Annotated in this window: 19 protein-coding genes; 4 read left to right on the top strand and 15 right to left on the bottom strand. The window is 56.2% G+C overall.

Annotated elements, in window-relative coordinates:
- Positions 1–41 precede the first annotated feature (41 nt).
- The 6 genes from ACT3UM_RS00575 to ltnD form a co-directional block, all read right to left on the bottom strand.
- On the bottom strand, positions 42–1,061 hold the full coding sequence (locus ACT3UM_RS00575; RefSeq protein ID WP_498895137.1) for a TRAP transporter substrate-binding protein: 1,020 nt from the start codon (positions 1,059–1,061) through the stop codon (positions 42–44).
- Between the two features lie 104 nt (positions 1,062–1,165).
- Positions 1,166–2,128: a D-erythronate dehydrogenase gene (gene denD / locus ACT3UM_RS00570; protein ID WP_498895135.1), complete on the bottom strand. Its 963-nt coding sequence runs from the start codon at positions 2,126–2,128 to the stop codon at positions 1,166–1,168.
- Positions 2,129–2,178: 50 nt separating this feature from the next.
- A complete protein-coding gene (gene otnI, locus ACT3UM_RS00565) occupies positions 2,179–2,976 on the bottom strand; it encodes a 2-oxo-tetronate isomerase (RefSeq protein WP_498895133.1) in 798 nt (265 codons plus the stop codon).
- 43 nt (positions 2,977–3,019) lie between these two features.
- The gene (gene otnC / locus ACT3UM_RS00560) at positions 3,020–3,679 is read right to left on the bottom strand and encodes a 3-oxo-tetronate 4-phosphate decarboxylase (RefSeq protein WP_498895131.1); all 660 of its coding nucleotides are present in this window, start codon (positions 3,677–3,679) and stop codon (positions 3,020–3,022) included.
- Entirely contained in the window at positions 3,676–4,974 is a 1,299-nt protein-coding gene (otnK, locus tag ACT3UM_RS00555; protein WP_498895129.1) for a 3-oxo-tetronate kinase, read from the bottom strand. The genes otnC and otnK overlap by 4 nt, the downstream gene beginning before the upstream one ends.
- A 1-nt stretch (position 4,975) precedes the next feature.
- The gene (ltnD, locus tag ACT3UM_RS00550; protein WP_498895127.1) at positions 4,976–5,911 is read right to left on the bottom strand and encodes an L-threonate dehydrogenase; all 936 of its coding nucleotides are present in this window, start codon (positions 5,909–5,911) and stop codon (positions 4,976–4,978) included.
- A gap of 190 nt (positions 5,912–6,101) precedes the next feature.
- Here ltnD and ACT3UM_RS00545 point away from each other — a divergent pair, with 190 nt between their 5' ends.
- Complete coding sequence (locus tag ACT3UM_RS00545) at positions 6,102–7,151, top strand: LacI family DNA-binding transcriptional regulator (RefSeq protein WP_498895125.1); 1,050 nt, start codon at positions 6,102–6,104, stop codon at positions 7,149–7,151.
- A 13-nt stretch (positions 7,152–7,164) separates the two neighbouring features.
- Here ACT3UM_RS00545 and ACT3UM_RS00540 read toward each other — a convergent pair whose 3' ends face one another.
- The 6 genes from ACT3UM_RS00540 to ACT3UM_RS00515 form a co-directional block, all read right to left on the bottom strand.
- Positions 7,165–8,565, bottom strand: a complete 1,401-nt coding sequence (locus ACT3UM_RS00540) for an amidase (RefSeq protein WP_498895123.1) — start codon at positions 8,563–8,565, stop codon at positions 7,165–7,167.
- Between the two features lie 25 nt (positions 8,566–8,590).
- Entirely contained in the window at positions 8,591–9,058 is a 468-nt protein-coding gene (locus ACT3UM_RS00535; RefSeq protein WP_498895121.1) for a RidA family protein, read from the bottom strand.
- Between the two features lie 40 nt (positions 9,059–9,098).
- Positions 9,099–10,373, bottom strand: coding sequence for a TRAP transporter large permease (locus ACT3UM_RS00530; protein ID WP_498895119.1), 1,275 nt, complete (start codon positions 10,371–10,373; stop codon positions 9,099–9,101).
- A gap of 16 nt (positions 10,374–10,389) precedes the next feature.
- On the bottom strand, positions 10,390–10,911 hold the full coding sequence (locus ACT3UM_RS00525) for a TRAP transporter small permease (protein ID WP_498895117.1): 522 nt from the start codon (positions 10,909–10,911) through the stop codon (positions 10,390–10,392).
- A 63-nt stretch (positions 10,912–10,974) separates the two neighbouring features.
- Positions 10,975–11,976 carry a TRAP transporter substrate-binding protein gene (locus ACT3UM_RS00520; RefSeq protein WP_498895115.1) on the bottom strand — a complete coding sequence of 334 codons (1,002 nt, stop codon included), beginning with the start codon at positions 11,974–11,976 and terminating at the stop codon, positions 10,975–10,977.
- Between the two features lie 79 nt (positions 11,977–12,055).
- On the bottom strand, positions 12,056–13,051 hold the full coding sequence (locus ACT3UM_RS00515) for an asparaginase (RefSeq protein WP_498895113.1): 996 nt from the start codon (positions 13,049–13,051) through the stop codon (positions 12,056–12,058).
- A 217-nt stretch (positions 13,052–13,268) separates the two neighbouring features.
- Between ACT3UM_RS00515 and ACT3UM_RS00510 the strand changes: the two genes are divergently transcribed.
- On the top strand, positions 13,269–14,027 hold the full coding sequence (locus ACT3UM_RS00510; RefSeq protein ID WP_144809570.1) for a FadR/GntR family transcriptional regulator: 759 nt from the start codon (positions 13,269–13,271) through the stop codon (positions 14,025–14,027).
- Here ACT3UM_RS00510 and ACT3UM_RS00505 read toward each other — a convergent pair.
- Complete coding sequence (locus ACT3UM_RS00505) at positions 14,024–14,929, bottom strand: LysR family transcriptional regulator (protein WP_498895111.1); 906 nt, start codon at positions 14,927–14,929, stop codon at positions 14,024–14,026. The two genes, ACT3UM_RS00510 and ACT3UM_RS00505, sit on opposite strands and share 4 nt — an antisense overlap.
- Before the next feature lie 110 nt (positions 14,930–15,039).
- Here ACT3UM_RS00505 and ACT3UM_RS00500 point away from each other — a divergent pair, with 110 nt between their 5' ends.
- Positions 15,040–15,678: an NAD(P)-dependent oxidoreductase gene (locus ACT3UM_RS00500; protein WP_498895109.1), complete on the top strand. Its 639-nt coding sequence runs from the start codon at positions 15,040–15,042 to the stop codon at positions 15,676–15,678.
- Positions 15,679–16,056: 378 nt separating this feature from the next.
- Entirely contained in the window at positions 16,057–16,902 is an 846-nt protein-coding gene (locus ACT3UM_RS00495) for an alpha/beta fold hydrolase (RefSeq protein WP_498895107.1), read from the top strand.
- 116 nt (positions 16,903–17,018) lie between these two features.
- Here ACT3UM_RS00495 and ACT3UM_RS00490 read toward each other — a convergent pair whose 3' ends face one another.
- Together ACT3UM_RS00490 and ACT3UM_RS00485 are read right to left on the bottom strand one after the other, a co-directional pair.
- A complete protein-coding gene (locus ACT3UM_RS00490; RefSeq protein WP_498895105.1) occupies positions 17,019–18,314 on the bottom strand; it encodes an amidohydrolase in 1,296 nt (431 codons plus the stop codon).
- Positions 18,315–18,329: 15 nt separating this feature from the next.
- The gene (locus ACT3UM_RS00485) at positions 18,330–19,199 is read right to left on the bottom strand and encodes a GNAT family N-acetyltransferase (RefSeq protein ID WP_498895103.1); all 870 of its coding nucleotides are present in this window, start codon (positions 19,197–19,199) and stop codon (positions 18,330–18,332) included.
- Positions 19,200–19,321 lie beyond the last annotated feature (122 nt).

The raw sequence follows: 19,321 nt of genomic DNA, 5'->3' as shown, positions 1-19,321 counted from the left end.
GCGGCCTCCGGCTACGCCGAAGGCCGGGGAGGAAGAAGCGCTCAGCAACTGCTGGCTTTGTCCTGAATGCGCTCCAGCATTTCGGTACCGTACTCAGAGGTAAATATTTCATAGGCGGGCTGAACCGCTTCCTGGAAAGGAGCAACATCAATGTCGGTCTTTACCGTCATACCGTTCTCTTCCAGCAGCGCCACACCTTCACGCTCTAGCCGCGAGACCTCTTCACGGGTTGCTTCAGCAGATGCAACAGCGGCTTCCTTAAACCAGCCGCGCTCTTCATCACTCAAGCCGTCGAGCAGAATCGGCGACCCCAGTACGATGGCCGGCGAATAGACGTGCCCGGTTAGCGATAGGTAGTCCTGCACTTCCCAGAAATTGGTCGCCACGATGACGGTAATTGGGTTCTCCTGACCATCGACGGTGCCTTGCTGAAGTGCGGTGAACAGTTCCGGGAAAGCCATCGGCGTTGGCCGGGCACCCATTTGGCGGAACGCCTCCTGATGTACGGCGTTCTCCATGGTGCGTACGCGCAGCCCTTCGGCGTCGGCAGGGGTGGCGATTTCTCGCTGGCTATTGGTCAGATGGCGGAAGCCATTCTCTGTCCACGCTAGGCCGATCAAATCGTGATCGCCCATTTTTTCCAGTAGTTCGTCGCCAAGCTCACTATCCAGCACGCAGCGCGCCTGGTCGTAGTTCTCAAACAGGAACGGCAGGTCGAGCACATAGGTTTCGGGAACGAAGTTACCCAGCGGGCCAGTGGAGGTAATCACCACATCGACGGTGCCGATTTGCAATCCTTCGATCATCTCCCGCTCACCGCCCAGCGACCCTGAGGTGTGCTCGGTCACGGTGAACTCGCCATCAGATAAACGCTCCAACGCCTCTTTAAAGGCATCTGCACCCACTGAGTAGTGGGAGTTGTCTGAAAGGGTGTGCCCCAGGTTCACTTCCGTCGCCGCATGGGCTTGTAGTGCAATGCCAACGGTTGCAATACCGCTAATCGCCGCCACCAGGGCATGGCGTGTAAGTGTTGGTGTCGTTGTAAAGTGTTGCTTAGTCATTGAAGTGCCCTCTTTATGTTGTTGTGAGGGTGGAGTGCGGAGCGACACAGGCTATTGCTAGCGTCGCCCCAGGCTGTTGTCTGCCGCATGCGGCAGACCGGAACTCACGACGGTTCAGTAACGAATGCATCAATAATCTGTTTAAAGTTGTCATCGCCCACAAAACCAAGCTGCTTGGCTTTCGCGGTTTCAAAACGCGCAGGCCAGCTCGCCACAATGGCTTCAATGCGCGGGTCAGGCTCATGGCGTACCAGCGCAAACGCTTGCTCGCCGGCCACATCGCGCAGTGCAGCCAGCATATCGGCCACCGTGACGGTAATGCCGGGTAGCATAAAGGCACGAAAAGGGGACAGGGCTTCGCTTGGTACTTCCGCACCATGGATCAGCGCCGCCACCACTCTGCCCGGTGACATCACAAACATCGGCAGCTCGGTAGGCACCTGGCAAACCGCCTCTTCGCCATTGAGCGGCTCACGCAGAATGCTGGAAGCAAAGCTGGAGGCCGCGGCATTAGGGCGGCCGGGGCGAATCACAATCGTCGGCAGGCGCAGCACTAGCCCATCAATGAGCCCACGGCGACTGTAATCGTTGATAAGCAGTTCGCACATGGCTTTCTGGGCGCCGTAGGAGTTTTGCGGATGGAGTGCCGTCATATCATCCAGCACCTCCGGCAACTCACCGCCGTAGGCCGCCACGGAGCTGGCCATAATCAAGCGGGTATCGACCAGGCCCTGTTCCCGACAGCCTTCCAGCAGCGCCCGGGTAGCATCAAAGTTAACCCGCATGCCGAGTTCTAAATCGGCCTCTGCTGCGGAGCTGACAACCGCGGCTAAGTGATAAATAACGTCGGGCCGTTGCGCCAGCACGCCATCCAGCGCGCCTGGCGCGGTAATATCTAGCGCCATTGATTTAACGTCGACGCTTCCCGCGGCGGGCTGCGGTGCTTCCACTTGGTCAAGGAGCGTTAAGCGGGTAATCGGTTGCTGGCGAAGCTCACCACGCTCAAGCAGTTGCTTGACTAAACGCTGGCCGAGAAACCCGGCTGCACCGGTAATGGCAATATGCATCGTGAGGATCCTATTGTGGTGTTGTTATTGTTCATTCAGTTGGGGGCAGATTAGTGTGTGATTAGGCCCCACGCCTCACCCCACCCCAGCCCCGCGCGAGTGTCGGCCTGGGGGCGATACTCGCAGCCGACCCAGCCCCTATAGCCCAGCGCGCTTAAACGCTCGAAGATGGCTGGGTAATGCACCTCCCCCACATCCGGCTCGTGGCGCCCGGGGACGCCTGCGACTTGAATATGCCCGATGGCGCTGAACTGGCGTTCAAGGTGGCTAATCAGGTCGCCGTTCATAATTTGGCAGTGGTAGAGATCAAACTGTAGCTTTAGATTTTCTGCCCCAACCTCTTCCAATACCGCCATGGCCTGCGCCTGGCGAGAGAGAAAAAAGCCGGGCATATCACGCGTATTAATCGGCTCGATCAGTATTTCCCGACCAACCTTGGTCGCTTCACTCGCAGCAAAGCGCAGATTGCGGATATAGGTGGCGTGGTGTTCAGCCTGGGTCGCGGCATCGGCACCTCCCGGGAGCAGTCCCGCCATGGCATGCACCCGAGGGCAGTTGAGCGCCTCGGCGTAACGTAACCCTTCAACCACCGAGTCACGAAACTCCCCTTCTCGACCCGGCAAGCTCGCCAAGCCTCGCTCACCAGCATCCCAATCGCCTGGCGGCAGATTAAACAGCACTTGCTCCAACTGTGATTCTTGCAGTGCCTGATGCAGCTCTTCCGGGGAAAATGCATAGGGAAACAGATACTCAACGCCCTTAAAGCCCGCGCTCGCCGCGGCGGCAAAGCGGTCTATAAAAGCGTGCTCGTTAAACAGCATGCTAAGGTTGGCGGCTAATAGAATCATCGTGGTGCTCTTGTTGTTAAGTACGCCATTGTTAAGTGCGTCGTTAATCCCGTGGAAAACGCGCTTCCAGCTCCGCCACCTGCTCAGGTGTTAATCCTCTTGGGTTCTCGCCCCGCAGCAACAGGTAAAGCTTGGCGGTCTCTTCCAGTTCTTCGGTGGCGTAGATCGCTGCTTCGAGGTTTTTCCCCGCCACCACTGGGCCGTGGTTAGCCAGCAGCACCGCGCTATGCTTACCCGCTAATCCCCGCACTGCATCGCCCAGTTTGGGGTCGCCAGGAATGTGATACGGCACCAGCGGCAGCTTGCCCACCCGCATCACGTAGTAGGCAGTGAGTGGTGGTATGCAGTCGCAGGGATTCACATCGGGCAGGCAAGAGACCGCCACCGAATGAGTGGAGTGCAGGTGCACAATCGCGCCGGATTGCGGGCGCTCCTCGTACATCGCCATATGCAAAAACTGCTCTTTGGTAGGCTGATCGCCACTCAGCAGTTGGCCGTTGTTATCTAGATGAGAAATCCGCGCAGGATCCAGCCGCCCCAAGCAGGCGTTGGTCGGCGTCATTAGCCAGCCGCCGTCATCCAGACGCACACTGATATTGCCGCTGGAGCCCATGGTCAGGCCGCGTTCAAACAGCGATTTCCCTAGAGTGCTGATCTGCTCCCGCAAACTGTTCTGGGGATGGCGATGCAAGTGGATGCTCATACCAGCACCTCAAACGCCCGGGTAAAGAAGTCGACGCCACCAAAGTTGCCGGATTTCAGCGCCAGCGACAGCGGCGTCTCGCGACCCGCCACTGAGGTTTGCGTCCAGGGCACGCCAGGGTCGATCTGCTCACCAATGCGCAGGGTGGTAATGCCCAACGCCGAGACTACTGCACCTGACGTTTCGCCACCGGCAACCAGCAACCGGCCAACGCCTTCATCTACAAGTTTGACAGCCAACTGGCTCAGCGCCTCTTCCACCAGCGCCCCTGCACGCTCTACCCCCAAGGCTTGCTGGACGGCCCCCACCTTGTCGGGAACAGCCGATGCGTAAAGTAATACCGGCGCCTGGGCAGATAGCCGCTGCCGAGCGAATGCCAGCACCTGCTCCTGCTGTTTTCCTCCTTCGGACAACGCAAAGGGATCAAGGGCGAAGCCACCATCAGGGTGCTTGGTCAGAAAATCCGCCACCTGAGCCAGCGTGGCGCGGGAGCAACTACCGGAGAGCACCAGCGTTCCGCCCGTAGCAGGCGATAGGCGCCCCGGCTTATTGATCGTGTCTAGCCAACCCTGGGCACGGTACTGAGCAGGCAGCGCCTGCCCTAGCCCTGAACCGCCGGTAACTAAAGGCAACGTAACGGTAGCTTCGGCAAGTACATCCAGATCCTGCTCATCCAGGGAATCACAGATCACATGGCGAAACCCCTGATCTGCCAGCATCTTTAAGTGAGCGCGGGTCGCGTCTGCGCCTTGAACCAGCACCGTGCGGTTGGCTAAGCCCACCGGGTGCGGCGTTTGGCGTGCGAGTACTCGCACGAGATCCGCGTCCTGCATGGGATTCAGTGGGTGGTGCTGCATACCGCTATCGTTGAGCAAGCGGTCGCCCACAAACAGGTGGCCCTGGTAGACCGTACGGCCATTAATCGGGAAGGCAGGCACCATCACCGTTTGGTGCGAACCCAGAGCTTCCAGCAGCGCATCCGCCACCGGGCCGATATTGCCCTGAGCGGTGGAGTCAAAGGTGGAGCAGTACTTGAAGAACAGCTGCCGGGCGCCCTGCTGGCAAAGCCACTCAAGGGCAGCCAGTGAGTCCGCCACGGCTTCGTCTACCGGGCAGGAGCGCGATTTCAGCGCCACGACCACCGCATCGATATCAGTGAGGTCGACCTCTTGCTGGGGCACGCCAATCACCTGTAGGCAGCGCATACCGCCGCGCACCAGGTTATTGGCAAGATCGGTCGCCCCAGTGAAGTCATCGGCAATGGCGCCCAGTACGATGTTCGCTCCCATTCCCATTTTATTCGGCTCCCTTGGCGTCGTTAGCGGCTTCTGGCAACGCGATGCCCGATAGCCGCTGGTAGACTTTAATCACCGCCGAGTCATCTTCGCGACCAAAACCTGCACCGCTGGCAGCGGTAAACTGCTGCAGAGCGCTAGACGCTACCGGTGTTGCCAACGCCAGCTCGCGGCCGGTTTGATGCACGATATTGAGATCTTTGACGAAGATATCCACCGCCGAAAGCGGCGTGTAGTCACCACTCAGGATATGCGGCACGCGATTTTCGAACATCCAGGAGTTGCCCGCCGAGTGGGTAATGACGTCATAAATAACCTCTGGGTCGAGCCCCATGCGAATGCCCAGCGCCATGGCTTCAGCGGCGGTGGCGATATGCACACCTGCCAGCAGTTGATTGACCAGCTTCATACTTGAGCCAACGCCAGGAGCATCGCCAAGGCGATAAACCTTGGCAGCCATGGCGTTTAGCACCGATTCGGCGTAGGTAAATGCCTCCGTTGCCCCAGAGGCCATTACCGATAGTTCACCACTTTTGGCTTTAGCAGCACCGCCGCTAATCGGCGCATCCAGCAGCAGCAATCCCTCTGCCGCCACACGCTCACCAAGCTGTTTCGCCTGACTGGGCGCCACCGTGGCGCACTGTATGATCAGACTGCCCCGGGCCAAGTGACTTACCACCCCCTGCTCACCGAACAGTACTTGCTCAACCTGCGCTCCGTTAACGACAACCACCAACACGATATGGCAGTGAGCCAGCTCAGCAGGAGTGGCTACGCTTTGCCCCCCTGCTCCCGCGAAGGCATCGCGTGCCCCAGCGGAAATATCACACCCGGTCACATTAAATCCCTGCTTGAGCAAAGCGGTGGCCGTACCCATGCCCATAGCGCCCAGGCCAATAAGACCTACTTGAAGTGATTGCTTGTCGTGTTGACTCACCAGCCGACACCTCGCGGTTGTTGTGTATTGCGGTTGTGTGTCTTGCTATCGTCGCGGTGCTTTTCTCTTTCCTTGTCTTTCCTTTCTTCATCATTATCAGGGAAATGGTAGCGCTGTCATGATAGCGCTACCATTCGTTTTAGATTATTGTTGCCGTTACGACAAGCTGAAAATCAGGGACGTGCGACCAATGTCTAAAGACTCTCCCAACGCTGCCTCTCCCAGCCCTGCCAGGCAGCGCCGAAGCTCCGATCAGGTCACGCTCAGCCAAGTGGCGCAAGCAGCAGGGGTATCACCGATTACCGCATCGCGAGCACTCAACTACCCTGATAAGGTCAGCGATAGCGCACGCCTGAGTGTTCTACAAGCCGTAGAGAAACTGGGCTACGTACCCAACTTGGTAGCCGGTAGTCTGGCCTCCTCCCGCTCGCGGCTGATTGCGGTGATTGTGCCGTCGCTAATCAATAGCGTGTTTGTGGAGGTCATCAAGGGGCTGCAGGAGACACTGGAAGCCGAGGGCTACCAGATACTGCTGGGTAACACCGACTACGATCTAGACCGCGAGTATCAATTGGTGCGCACTTTTCTGGGCTGGTCATGCTCGGCACTGGTCACCGCTGGGCTGCGTCATAACAAGGCGTGTCATACGCTGCTGACCAACTGGGATCACCCCATTATGGAGGTGATGGAGCTGGGGCAAGGCATGGACCTGAATGTCGGGCTGGATCATGTGGCTGCTGGCCGCTGCATGGCCAACCACCTTTTCGACCAAGGCTACCGCCATATCGTGTATGTGGGTGCGCGGCTTGCTCACGATTACCGCGCAGGCATGCGATATGAAGGACATAAAGAGGTGCTACAGGCGAAGGGCATAGAAGCCCCCTTAGTGGAGCTCGACACCCTGGGTAGCCTGCAAGCGGGAGCGGACAGTCTGACCGAGGTATTAGCGAACTACCCTCACGCCCAAGCCATCCACTTTGCTAATGACGACTTAGCAGCAGGCGCTCTGCTAGCGGCTCAACGTCAAGGGCTAAACGTGCCAGGCGATATCGCCATTGCCGGGTTTAACGGCCTACCGCTTGGCCAGCACGTCACGCCCCAGCTCACCACCATTCTCTCCCCTAGAGAAGAGATGGGCCGCTTAGCCGCCAAAGAACTTATCCGCAGGCTAAGCGGTAAAAACGTCTACCGCCGTCAGCACGATGTGGGCTTTACGCTTCAAGTCGGCGGCAGCACTTAGGCCGCATCAGCGTTCACACTGATGGCGGTTGGCCAAGAATCTCCAAGCCTGAGCCCAACTCATTTTCAATCGCCTGACCAATGGCTAAAAGTTTCGCGTCCTGCCACGGCCCGGCGAGCACTTGCAGGCCAACCGGCATGCCTACCGCGTCTTTCCCCACCGGTAGCGTCAAAGCACACAGACCGAGAAAGTTGGCAATCACCGTGTTGCGCAGGGCGTGCATATTGGCTTTGGGGTAAGCACCTTCTGGCTCAAGGCTTTGGATGGTGGGCGGGGTGATTGCCACCGTAGGGGTGAGCACCGCATCAACATCGGCCATACGGGCAGCCGCAGATTGATAGAGCGAATCCAGTATTGTGCGACGACGCACATACTCCCAGGCGGGCATATCATCAGCCGCTTTGACCCGGGCCGAGACGTTAGGGTCGAGAGAGTCGATCATCTCAGGCAGTTCGGTTTTTAGAAACGCCGCCAACTCCGGCGCGGCCACACCGCCCAGTGTGAACAACTCATAAGCTTCATCGATGCCAGGCAGTTCCAAGGTGACTATTCGTGCACCGGCGGCTTCGAGCTGTTTGATCGCCGCGCGAACCGTTTCCGCGATACCCGGGCTGCAGTCATCCCAGAAAAACGTTTCCGGCACACCGAAGGTAAGACCAGCCAGAGAGGGCGTCGCCGGAACACTTTGATCTTTACCGCTAAGACCAGGATCCAGTGCATCAAACGCAAAGGCGATATCGTCTACCCGACGCGCCAGCAGCCCTGGCGTATCCAGCGTGGTGGATAGCGGTACAATCTGCTCGGTCGACCAGCGCCCGGCGGTGGTTTTCAATCCCACTACGCCGGTCATAGAAGCAGGAATACGCACTGATCCGGCGGTATCGGTACCCAACGCCAGGCTTGCCGTCCCGCTCACTAACGAAACACCTGCCCCAGAACTGGAACCGCCAGGCGTGCGGTGCTGAGACGTATCCCAAGGGTTGCGCGGCGCTCCCCAGTGGGCGTTGGTACCCAGCCCGCCAAAGGCAAACTCAACGGAGTGGGTTTTACCCATCACGGAAGGCAATTGCTTTAGCAAAGCGCTCACTACCGGGCCGGGGCGCTCCCAGCACTTGGGCAGGCGTTGGGAAGAACCCGCATAGGTGGGTAGCCCTGGCACGGCGTAGATATCTTTAATCGATACCGCCATGCCCATTAACGCCCCCGCATCTCCACCTTGGGCGAGTACAGCGTCGGCAGCTTTGGCCATCGCCAGGGCCTGTTCGCCGTTCCAGGTGAGGTAGGCGTGATCGTGTTGGCCGCGCTGCTGGTAAGCGGCGAGTGATGCCTCGGCAAGGGCTGTTGCGGTAAGAGTGCCTGCCCGCAGGTGTGCGCGCTGCCCACGTAACGGTAGAAATATAACTGAATCCTGCATGCTTCACTTACCTCCGGGGTAGTGCTTAACGCACTTCAAAAATAGCTTCGACTTCCACCGCTGCATTGCCGGGTAGAGTAGCCACTCCAATGGCGGTTCTAGCATGGCGCCCTGCGTCGCCAAACAGCGCGACAAATAGCTCTGACGCGCCGTTGATCACCAGCGGGACATCGTGAAAGCCCGGCGCCACATTGACGAAGCCGTTCATACGCACGCAGCGCACCACACGAGAGAAGTCGCCATCAACAGCATCGCTCAATTCAGCCAAAAGGTTTAAAGCACACGCCTGGGCCGCCAGTTTCCCGGTTTCAAGATCGAACTCACCACCCACCTTGCCAGGATAGAGAACATCACCGCCACGTTCGCAAATCTGGCCCGCTAAAAACAATTGGTTGCCTAACCGGGACCAGGGCAGAAATAGGCCGCGCGGTGTTGGAATCGCCGGTAACGTAAGTCCCTGCTCCGACAACGCCTGTTCAATCGTTTTACTCATTGTTGGTTATCCTTATTGATTAGCACAATTACACTACTTGTTAGTAAATAAGCGAGGGAAGCCAAGTGCTGAGCCAGGGTATGTAGGTAATAATGATCAATGCGATTAGCATCAAAGCAATCAACGGCAAGCAGGCTTTAAACACTTCCTGCAGCGACATTTTGGATATCGCCATAGCGACAAACAGGTTCAACCCTACCGGCGGCGTAATCATCCCCACCGAGAAGTTGATCAGCGTGATCACCCCAAAATGCACCGGATCCACGCCTACCTGGGCCGCAATAGGCTGCAGCAGCGGCGAGAGCACGATGATGGCCGAGGCGCTATCGAGAAAGAAACCGGCAATAATCATCACCACGTTAAACAGCGCCATGACCTGAAAGGGATCGTCCGTCCACGACAGCACCTGCCCCGCCAGTTGGCTCGGCGTGCCGGTAATCGCCAGCAGCCATGAGAACGCCGAGGCGCCAGCGGTGATCAGCAACAGCGTGGCGGAAATCAGCCCTGAGCTTCTTAACGTCCCCGCTAGCGCTTTAAGGTTGATGGTGCGATACACCACCATGCCGACAAACAGACCATATACGCAGGCCACCGCTGCCGATTCAGTCGGGGTGAATACGCCGCTGTAGATGCCCCCCAGCAGAATCACCGGCAGGCCAAGGCCCCAGGCGGCGTCTTTAAAGGCCGCAAAAATTTGCCGTAGCGTTGGGAAAGGCGAGCGCTCATAGCCTTTGATGCTGCTAAAAACAATGCAGTAGGCGATCAGTATCGAAGCGATAACGATGGCCGGTAATAAGCCCGCCGCAAACAGTCTCCCAACAGAGGTGCCGGTCACCGAGCCGTAGATAATCAGTGCAATACTCGGTGGCACGATGGGGCCTAGCGTACCGGCGGTGGCAATCAAGCCAATCGCAAAGCGTTTATCGTAGCCAGCCGCCACCAGCGCCGGGAACATGATCGAACCAATCGCCACCACCGTGGCCGGGCTTGAGCCCGAAATGGCCCCAAAGAATAGGCACGAAAGCACCGTGGCCGCTGCTAAACCGCCGGGCACCCAACCGACCAATGCCTTGGCGAGATTGATCAGCCGGTCTGAAAGACCGCCAATGCGCATTAGCTCCGCCGCCAAAATAAAGAACGGAATCGCCATCAGCGAGAAGTTGTTCATGCCGGTAAACATGCGCATTGGCACAATCACCGGGTTGGTGGTTCCAAAAAACTCAATGGCGAGAAACACCGCTAACGCGAGCGAGGCAAATATCGGCAGTCCCAACAATAAAACGGCAAAAAAGATCGGTAACAACGCAGTAATCATGGTCGCTCTCCAGGGGTTAAATGAGCTTATCCGATCCGGCTACAAGCTCTTCGGAGAGACCTACCGGAGGCTTTTTCCAGACTTCATTGATGACCCATAGATAACGCAGAATCAGCAGTACACCGGAAATGCCAATCGGTAAATAGAACCATGCCATCGGCAGGCGAAGTGCAGCGGTTAACTGCCCGCGATCCAGCGTGCTGAAATAGAGAACAAAGCCGTAATAGGTCATAAAGCCAGCGAACACGATACCGATCAGCGCTGCGACAAGATGCAGCCAGCGATTAACGGCGGGCGAGGCAATCGCATTCAGCACATCAACCGAAATATGCGTTCCATGACGCACACCCATACTGGCGCCTACAAAACTCATACAGATAATGGAGTAAATAACGACTTCTTCAGCCCAAAATAGCGAACCGCTAAAGCCGTAGCGATACACGACTTGGATGGTGGTGAGGATGGTCGCAATCGACATGAAAACGACCATCGCCACACTTTCCAAGCGATCAAGACATTTATTGAGCGCTTCGAACATGAGATATCCACACCCTTAAAGGGGGTAAGAAGAGAGGAGCCAGGTCTTAGCCAAGCCGTTGGATCAATACTCGATGCCCACAGCGTCATATACCTTATGCAGCAACTCGGTGGTGACGATTTCTTCATACTCTTCGTGCACCGGCATGCTGGCTTCAATAAAGGCTGCGCGCTGCTCTGGGGTGAGTTCGTTGATCGCAATTTCGTCTTTAATCTCCTCCATGATGGTCTCTTCGTCCTGCAGCGTTAGCGCTCGAGACGTGTCTCGACCATTGTCAAAGGCTTCCAGCATGACCGCTTGCAGATCTTCCGGCAGCGAATACCAGGAATCCTGATTAATCACCGCCGCATAGGCGTGGTAGGCATGATTGGTCAGCGAGAGATAATCCTGCACCTCGTGGAAACGCATAGTGTAGATATTGGCCAACGGGTTTTCCTGACCGGATACAACGCCCTGCTGAAGGCCGTTATAGACCTCAGTAAACGCCATGGCGGTGGCGTTAGCGCCCAGGTTTTCATAGGTGGAGATGATGATCGGCGCCTGCATGGTGCGCATGCGGATACTCTCCATATCTTCTGGGTTTTCGATCGGCCGATCATTGTTGGTTATATGGCGGAAACCCGCTCCCCAGAAATTGACGCCGTACATATTATGGCCATTCAGGGTATCGAGGATTTCGCGCCCCACTTCACCATCCAGGGTTTCCACCATGGTGTCGTAATCAGCAATCAAGAACGGCAGATCCAAAATCTGCATGCGCGGCTCAAAGTTGCCCAGCGTGGCCGTTGGCGGGATACCGATATCGACCAAGCCCATCTGAATCTGCTCAATGATTTCAACGTCGCCACCCACCTGGGCGGCTGGCAACACGTTAATCTCGATACGGCCGTCTGACTTCTCCTCTACCTCCTCTTTAAAGCGCAGCGCCGCCTGGCCGTTCGGCGTCTCTTCAATCAACACATGGGCGAAGCTGAAGGTATAGTCGGCCGCATGGAGTTGCGCCGCACTTAGAGAAGCAACGGCAATAGCAGCAGAGAGGGTGGCTTTTGTCAGCGTTAGTTTCATGTCCAGCACCTTATTTAGTTATGGTGAATTGCTTTTTTAGTTTCCTGTTACTGTGTATTGAGCAAAGTTGAGAGGCCGCTCACGCCATTAAGCGCTCCATCGCCTGACCCAGCGCATCGCGCGGAGTACTACTCAGCAGCAAGGCAAGTACAAGCCTTGCCTTACGTGCACTGATATCGTTGAGTGCGATCACCCCAGCCGACACTAAATCGGCCAGGCTGCCGCTAAATTCATAGCTGGTATTCACCGGCCCTTGCGCGCAGCTACTCACGACCGCTATCGGGACGCCCGCGCTAACCAGTTCTCTTATTACGTTCATCCAGCTTGGCGGCACATGTCCACGACCCAAGCCATCGATCACTACTGCTTTTGCCCCGCTCTCAACAGAGGCTTTCAGTAACGCGGGAGAGGCATCTAAATAGGCGGGTAGCAGATCAACCCGTGGTAGCGGCAAATCCCACCCTTCAATCGGGAGCGCGATCGACGCTTCCGCGTAATAGAGCTTCACCCGCTGCCCGTCGATATAACCCAGCGAACCAGCGCCATGGGCCTCAAATCCGTTGAGCTGAAAGCTGTTCACCTTGCGGGCATAGCGCGCCGCAAACAGCGACTCGTTGAACGCCACGACACAGCCAAGCTGGCTGAGTTGCGGGCTTGCCGCCGCCACGATGGCATCGCAGATATTTTTAAACGCATCGGTGCCTAGCTGGTGAGGCGCCCGCTGGGAACCGGTGATAACACACGGTTTGTCAGCGGGCAGCGTGAGCGATAGAAAGTAAGCAGTCTCTTCTAAGGTATCGGTGCCGTGGGTGATCACCAGGCCGTCCACATCCGCTCGCGCCAATGCTATTCGTCCTTGGCGATGGAGCTCAGCAAGATCGGCGAGGGAGACGGCATTACTGGGTTTCTGCAGAATCGACATCACCTCTACCGTAACGTCGACGCCCTGGGGCAGCGCCACCCGATCAAGTAGCTGCTCCCCGCTTAATGCCCCTGACTGGCTACGCCCTGAATCACTGGGCTTGCTGGCAATAGTGCCGCCCGTGGTCAACACCACGATGTGCTTTTGGCTCATGCAGATTCTCTTGTTTTATGTCTAGCTAATACAAACACCAGACATCAGATGTCTGATTTCAGACTAGACTAAAGCACAAGCCATTAGCAAGTCGGGCATATAAACCGAAACAAAATAAACAAATTACTTTTAAATATATGCCATCAGATGTCTTAAGCCGCTAGGCTTATGGCATTGATAGGATGCAAAAAACACCGATGAGCCACGCGAGGCCCCCATGAGTTTTAAACGCCAGCCCGAGATTACCTCGACCACTACAACGTCTTTTGGGGATTCGATGGAGCGCAGCTCCGTTGCGCTGCAACTGCTAGAGCGCATTAAAAGCGCCTTGATACGTGGAGACCTCAAACCAGGGGATTATCTACCTTCAGAGACTGAATTGACCCACAGTTTGGGGATTGGCAAATCGAGCGTGCGTGAAGCCATCAAAATGCTGCAAGCCATTGGCATTGTGGAAGTCAAACGCGGCCAGGGCACCATGATTCGCCGCGAACCAGGCACGCCACTCGTCGACCCGATGGCATTTGGAATGATCTTGGCGCGAGGCATGACGCGGGACGTACTGGAGTTCCGCCTGATGTTTGAACCGGCGTATACCCTGCAAGCGATGGGTAGCGCGACAGCAGAGGATCATCAACGCATTCAGCAAAGTATCGACGCCATGGAAGAGGCGATCCGCTCAGGTGCACAAACCTCTCAGCACGATATCGCCTTCCATCGCGCCATTTTGCACAGTACCCATAACCCCATGACTATTCGCGTCGGTGAAACACTGCTGCAGCTCATTGAAGCAGCGTTGGAAACCTCCATGCGGTCATTACCGGAAACCGCACTCAAAGACCACAAAGCTATTTATACCGCTTTCAAAGCAGGCGATAGCGCAGGCGTTCAGGCGGCGATTGCCGTTAGTAGCGAAAGCTGGGAAACCAATCTTACCTATGAAGGCGACACCGAGCTGAGTGCAGCACCGCGTTAGGGCTCTCTTTGCAGCCATGCGTCAAAAAAGCTCATAAATGCGCGCGCTTTGGCGGTTACGTGCCGCCCTGGCGGGTAAACCGCATAAACACCGCCTTCCGGTAACGCCCACTCGCCCAATACGCGCACTAAACGTCCGGCGGCTATCTCAGGTGCCGCGGTAATATCCGGCAATACTGAGAGACCACCGCCAGCGACCATCAGCGCGACTAAACTCACCGTTGAGTTGGCTGCCAACCCCGCGCTCATTTGCACCTCACACTGCTCATCCCGGCGCTGGAAAGCCCAGGTTAACGGCGCTTTTAACGGTGTAAAGGCGATCCACGCATGGGCTTCCAGCGCTTTGGGATGCGAGGGTGTGCCGTGGCGTTGCAAATAATCAGGAGCAGCCACCACATGCTGTTGAAAAGTACCTATCCGACGGGCGCGTAGCGTGGAGTCTTTTAGCCAGCCTAAACGAAACGCTAAATCGATACCGTCCTGGACCATATCGCTTACTTGGTCGCCGCTACGTAGCTCTATATGCAGCGCTGGGTGCAAACGGCTAAACGCTACCACCGCTTCGCTCAACACTCCGGCGGCGTAATCTTCAGGGGCCGTGATACGCAACTCGCCGTGCAACTGCTGGGTGTCACTTACTGCGCTGGCAAGCGCCCCCTGTAGGTCGGTTAACAGCGGATGGCATTGATGATAGAGCGCCTCTCCGGCCTGGGTAAGCTGAACCCGCCGCGTGGTGCGTAGGAACAGCGTTACGCCCAGGCGCGTTTCCAACTGGCGAATTTGCAGGCTTACCCGGGTTTTTGTACAGCCTAGCCGCTCCGCCGCCTTGGTAAAGCTGCCAGCTTCCACCAGAGCGACAAAAATCGGTAAACCGTTTAAATCGAACTCGTTGGCGGTGGTCATAGAGCGCTCTATTGTTATGGAATCAACAACAGTAAATTACGTTATCCGCTATTTTTCAAATCAATAAAGCGTCCGACAATGCAGCGACTACCCACTTAAGGAGTACTGCTATGAAGATTGCACTGATTGGCGCTAGCGGATTCATTGGATCCGCCCTGTTAACCGAAGCGCTCTCCCGGGGCCATCATGTGACGGCGTTAGTGACTCGCCCTGAACGGGTAGCGCCGCAGGAAAATCTCACTACCGTTAAAAGCGATGTGTTAAATACCAATGTGCTTACCGAGCAGCTACGCGGTTTTGAAGCTGTTATCAGCGCCTTTAGCGGCCATGCCCAGGAGGATGTTTACGACTACTACCTCAAAGGCTTTAATTCGATTTTGGCCGCCACTCAACACGCCTCTGTTCCTAGGCTACTGATAGTGGGTGGCGCAGCAACGCTCGAGGTAGCACCGGGTAAGCTTTTGTTAGATGCACCGGGTTTTCCAGCAGAGTACCGAGCCACGGCGGAAGGGGCGCAAACGGCCCTTGAAACTCTGCGCGCACAAACGGCTCAAGCGTGGACATTTCTCTCCCCCGCCGCTGAGATTTTCCCTGGCGAACGCACGGGCAGTTTCCGGCTTGGCACCGATACGCTACTCACTGATAGCGAAGGTAATAGCCGTATTTCCGTGCAGGATTACGCCATCGCCATGATCGATGAGCTGGAAAACTCACACCACATCAATCAGCGTTTCTGCGTTGCGTACTGAGCAAGTTCCCATAACCCCCTCACCAGAAATAGGTGAGGGGGTTATCTTTAATTCCCTGCAATACTCATCAGTCATATTTAACTACGCGAATTAATCCAAACACCACCCGACTACACATTAATTAACAACTGCGTATTAAAAAGTTACTTATAAGTAATTTCTTACATAGATATAGCGAATCTCTTACAAATACTATCAGCAATATCCTACATACACAGCCGCCAATACCTTCAACAATCATGTAGACATAAATAAAGAAATACTAAAAAACTTGCACACTTGTGACAGCTAATGAACTTGATAGGTTCAGAATCGATTACTCAGACATGCACGCATTAGACTCGCATTAACTGACCCAATTACTGCAAGGAAAATATCATGAAAGCCAATACCGACCTCGTAAAGATAGGCAATCATTGCGTGCATGTAGAAACCTACCAACAGCCACAAAATACTGAAAGTATTATTATGGTCAACGGCGCGCTAGCCACCACAGCCTCTTTTACCAATTGTGTCAAATACTTGAATGACGGATTAAACGTTATCCTGTTTGATTTGCCTTTTGCTGGCCAGTCGAAACCGCATAACCCTGTGGGTGGTATCATTACCAAGGACGATGAAGTTAATATCCTCCTAGCCCTGATTGAACGTTACCAACCCACTTCGTTACTTTCCGTTTCTTGGGGAGGCTATGCCGCCATGATGGCATTGGCGCAATCCCCCACATCTATTAAAAGAGCGGTGCTAGCCTCATTTTCAACTCAGCTTAACGACGGCATGTTGCGCTATATCAATGGTGCTCGCCATTATATTCAAATTGGCGATGTCAAAACCGCTGCTAACCTGCTTAATGAAGAAGTAGGAAAATACTTACCCCGCTTATTAAAATATATCAATTACCGGCACCTCTCACGGTTAGATGATCAGGAACTTCACCAGGTTTGCTTTCATATCGAGCAAATACTTTCCATGAACGACACCGATTATGAGCAACTGCTGGGTAATATTGAGATACCGACACTGTTCGTGAATGGCAAATTGGATGAGTACACAGCGCCGGAAGACATTCTGATTGCCGACGACTATATGCCGAAATGCACGTTCGAAGTCGTGCCCAACGCAGGGCATTTTCTTGACCTTGAGCATGCTGACGCACGCCAGAGAATGGAGAAAATCCTACGCGGCTTCTTGATTCCTGGCGAACTTGAAAGACAGGTTGCCTAATGCAAGACGGGGCTGACTATCGCTGCTCTTCAACAACACAAAGCCACCTCGCTAAGCACCATAGCCGCTTAGCGAGGTGTTTTGATATTCCCTTTAGCAACATAGCGACCGCGTACTCAAGGATTAAGGGCTATCTGCATCAACGCGCCGACTGCCAGTGGCATCACTGCCTCATCAAAATCAAAGCAGGCGTGGTGGTGGCCAGCCGCAAGATCCGCACCGAAAATCATATAGGTCGCCTGCCCTCCGCGCTCCATCACCTTGGCCATTAGCGAGGTGGCATCCTCTGAGCCCGAGGGCGTTACATCGCGCTTCACTAGCTGGGTGATGCCAGGGTAATCGGTAAGGCAAGTGGCAATTTTCTCTACCAGATCAGGGCTGGCGGCGCAGGCGCTGGCGGCACCAACGCGCTCAACCGAGACATCAACGCCCTGCATGGCAGCAGCGCCTTTAAGTACCTCAAACGCACGGTTTTCCATATAGCGGTTGATGTCTTCCGTAGCACCACGGGTCTCCAGCGTTAACAGCGCGCTATCGGCAATGATATTGCGCCCACTCCCGGCATGCAGTTGACCCACATTAATTCGCGCAGCGCCTTGGCTGTGAGGGGCGATGGCGTGCAAACCAAGCGTCGCCTGGGCGGCCGCCAGTAACGCATTGTGGCCAATCTCCGGCTGCCCGCCGGCATGGGCCGCCTTGCCTGAAAAGCGCACATCCAGCTTGGTGGTGGCAAGAAAGCCATCCGCCGCGCATATCACTTGGCCGCTGGGGTGACCGAGGCCCAGATGCGTGGCGACCAATCTATCAACGTCATCGACGACACCCGCCTCGACCATCGACTGCGCGCCCCGCACGCCCTCTTCGGCAGGCTGAAAAATCAATTTTATTTTGCCGCACAGCTGGCTGGAAAATTGGCTCAGCAGCTCTGCAACCCCCAACCCAATGGTGGTATGGCCATCATGGCCGCAGGCGTGCATTGAGCCTTGGTTGAGCGAGTTAAAGCCTTCTTGGTAAGGGCGGTGATCACCCTCGCTGGACTCAACAATTGGCAGGGCATCAAGGTCAAAGCGGAACGCCTGGGTCGGCCCCGGGCGCTGCGTATCCAGCGTACCCACCACGCCGGTAAAGCCCCCTTCCAGGGCAGGCAGCCAGCGCTCCACAGCGCCCTGAGTCCGCGCACGCGCCAAGGCGTCGTTCAGGGTTTGTGCATCCGGCACGCCCATACGTGCGCGTTCACTCACCACCGCTTGCCCCAACTGAACGCTAAAACCCAGTTGGCTAAGCCGTTCAGCCACAAGGCTGGCGGTGCGGAACTCCATCCACCCCTGCTCGGGGTAGCAATGAAAGTCACGTCGCTGGGCAGAAAGCTGGGAGGCGATGGCGTTAGCGGCATCCACGATATTCGCGTTCATAAGCTGCCTCCACCGTTAGCCCAGCGCCTGAGTCAGCATGCCAAAGCGCGTTAACGCCCCCTCCTCGACGGCCTCGCCACAGCGCATGCGGGTGATTTGATCGACGCAGGTGAGCCCTAACGCCGTCAGCCAGCTATCGTCGCCGGGATCGACTAAATCAATGCGTATAAAATCACCCTCCGCATCCGTCAGCAGCGCCAACACCAGCGCCTGCGCCTGTTCGGCACTGCGCGCCAGAATGGGGCCAATATGCTCGCCGCGCCCATAGGTACGCTTCAGCGCAACCCCTTCAATGACACCTGCTTTTTCAATCACCACCCCTCTATTAGCCGATTGAACGGCCACCGCATGAGCCGGGCTGTCGGGAGAGAGCGCGATCAGTGACGCCTGATCGCTTGCCTCCATCGAACGTAAACCCGGCTCACGCGGCGCAGGCAGTGCGCCGGTGACCACTCCTTGGTATTGGCAGATACGATTGCACTGCTCAAAGCCCAGTTTTTGGTACAGCGGCTGGCCCGCTTTCGTGGCGACCAACATCAGCGTTCGTGGGCCCGCCAGCGCCATCAGCCGTGCCATCATCTCCCGCCCCAGCCCGAGGCCCTGCCACTCGTCGCTAATCACTACCAGACCCAGGGTGGCCACAGCCCCTTGATTGAAGCAGAGCCCAGTGCCCACCAGCTCACCGTCAACGCTTTCCAGAACGACGCCCTCCCCCACCTCAAGCATCTGGTGCCAATCGTCGACGCGGTGGGGCCAGCCGAGCTTATGGGACAGGCGATGCGCCGCCTCAAGATCGTTAACGGTCATCGGTCGCCACGTTAAGTTCTCACGTTCAAAGCGGGCGGGGGCACTAGCTGAAACAGACATCGAAGGGGAGTGAGTCATCGCACTATTTTCCTTGCGCTGGAGTTGTTTGGTTTGCCGCTACTTTGGCACTCAGGGCGGCGTGATGCCACGCCATAAAAGGGCGCTTGGTGCAATTCAGCAGATTTAACCGTCGCTGCTAT

This window comes from Halomonas sp. AOP13-D3-9 (assembly GCF_052379125.1).
In the GTDB taxonomy this organism is placed as follows: domain Bacteria; phylum Pseudomonadota; class Gammaproteobacteria; order Pseudomonadales; family Halomonadaceae; genus Vreelandella.
The sequence above is the reverse complement of the archived record's forward strand: the minus strand, read 5'-3'. Positions and strand labels throughout refer to the sequence as shown.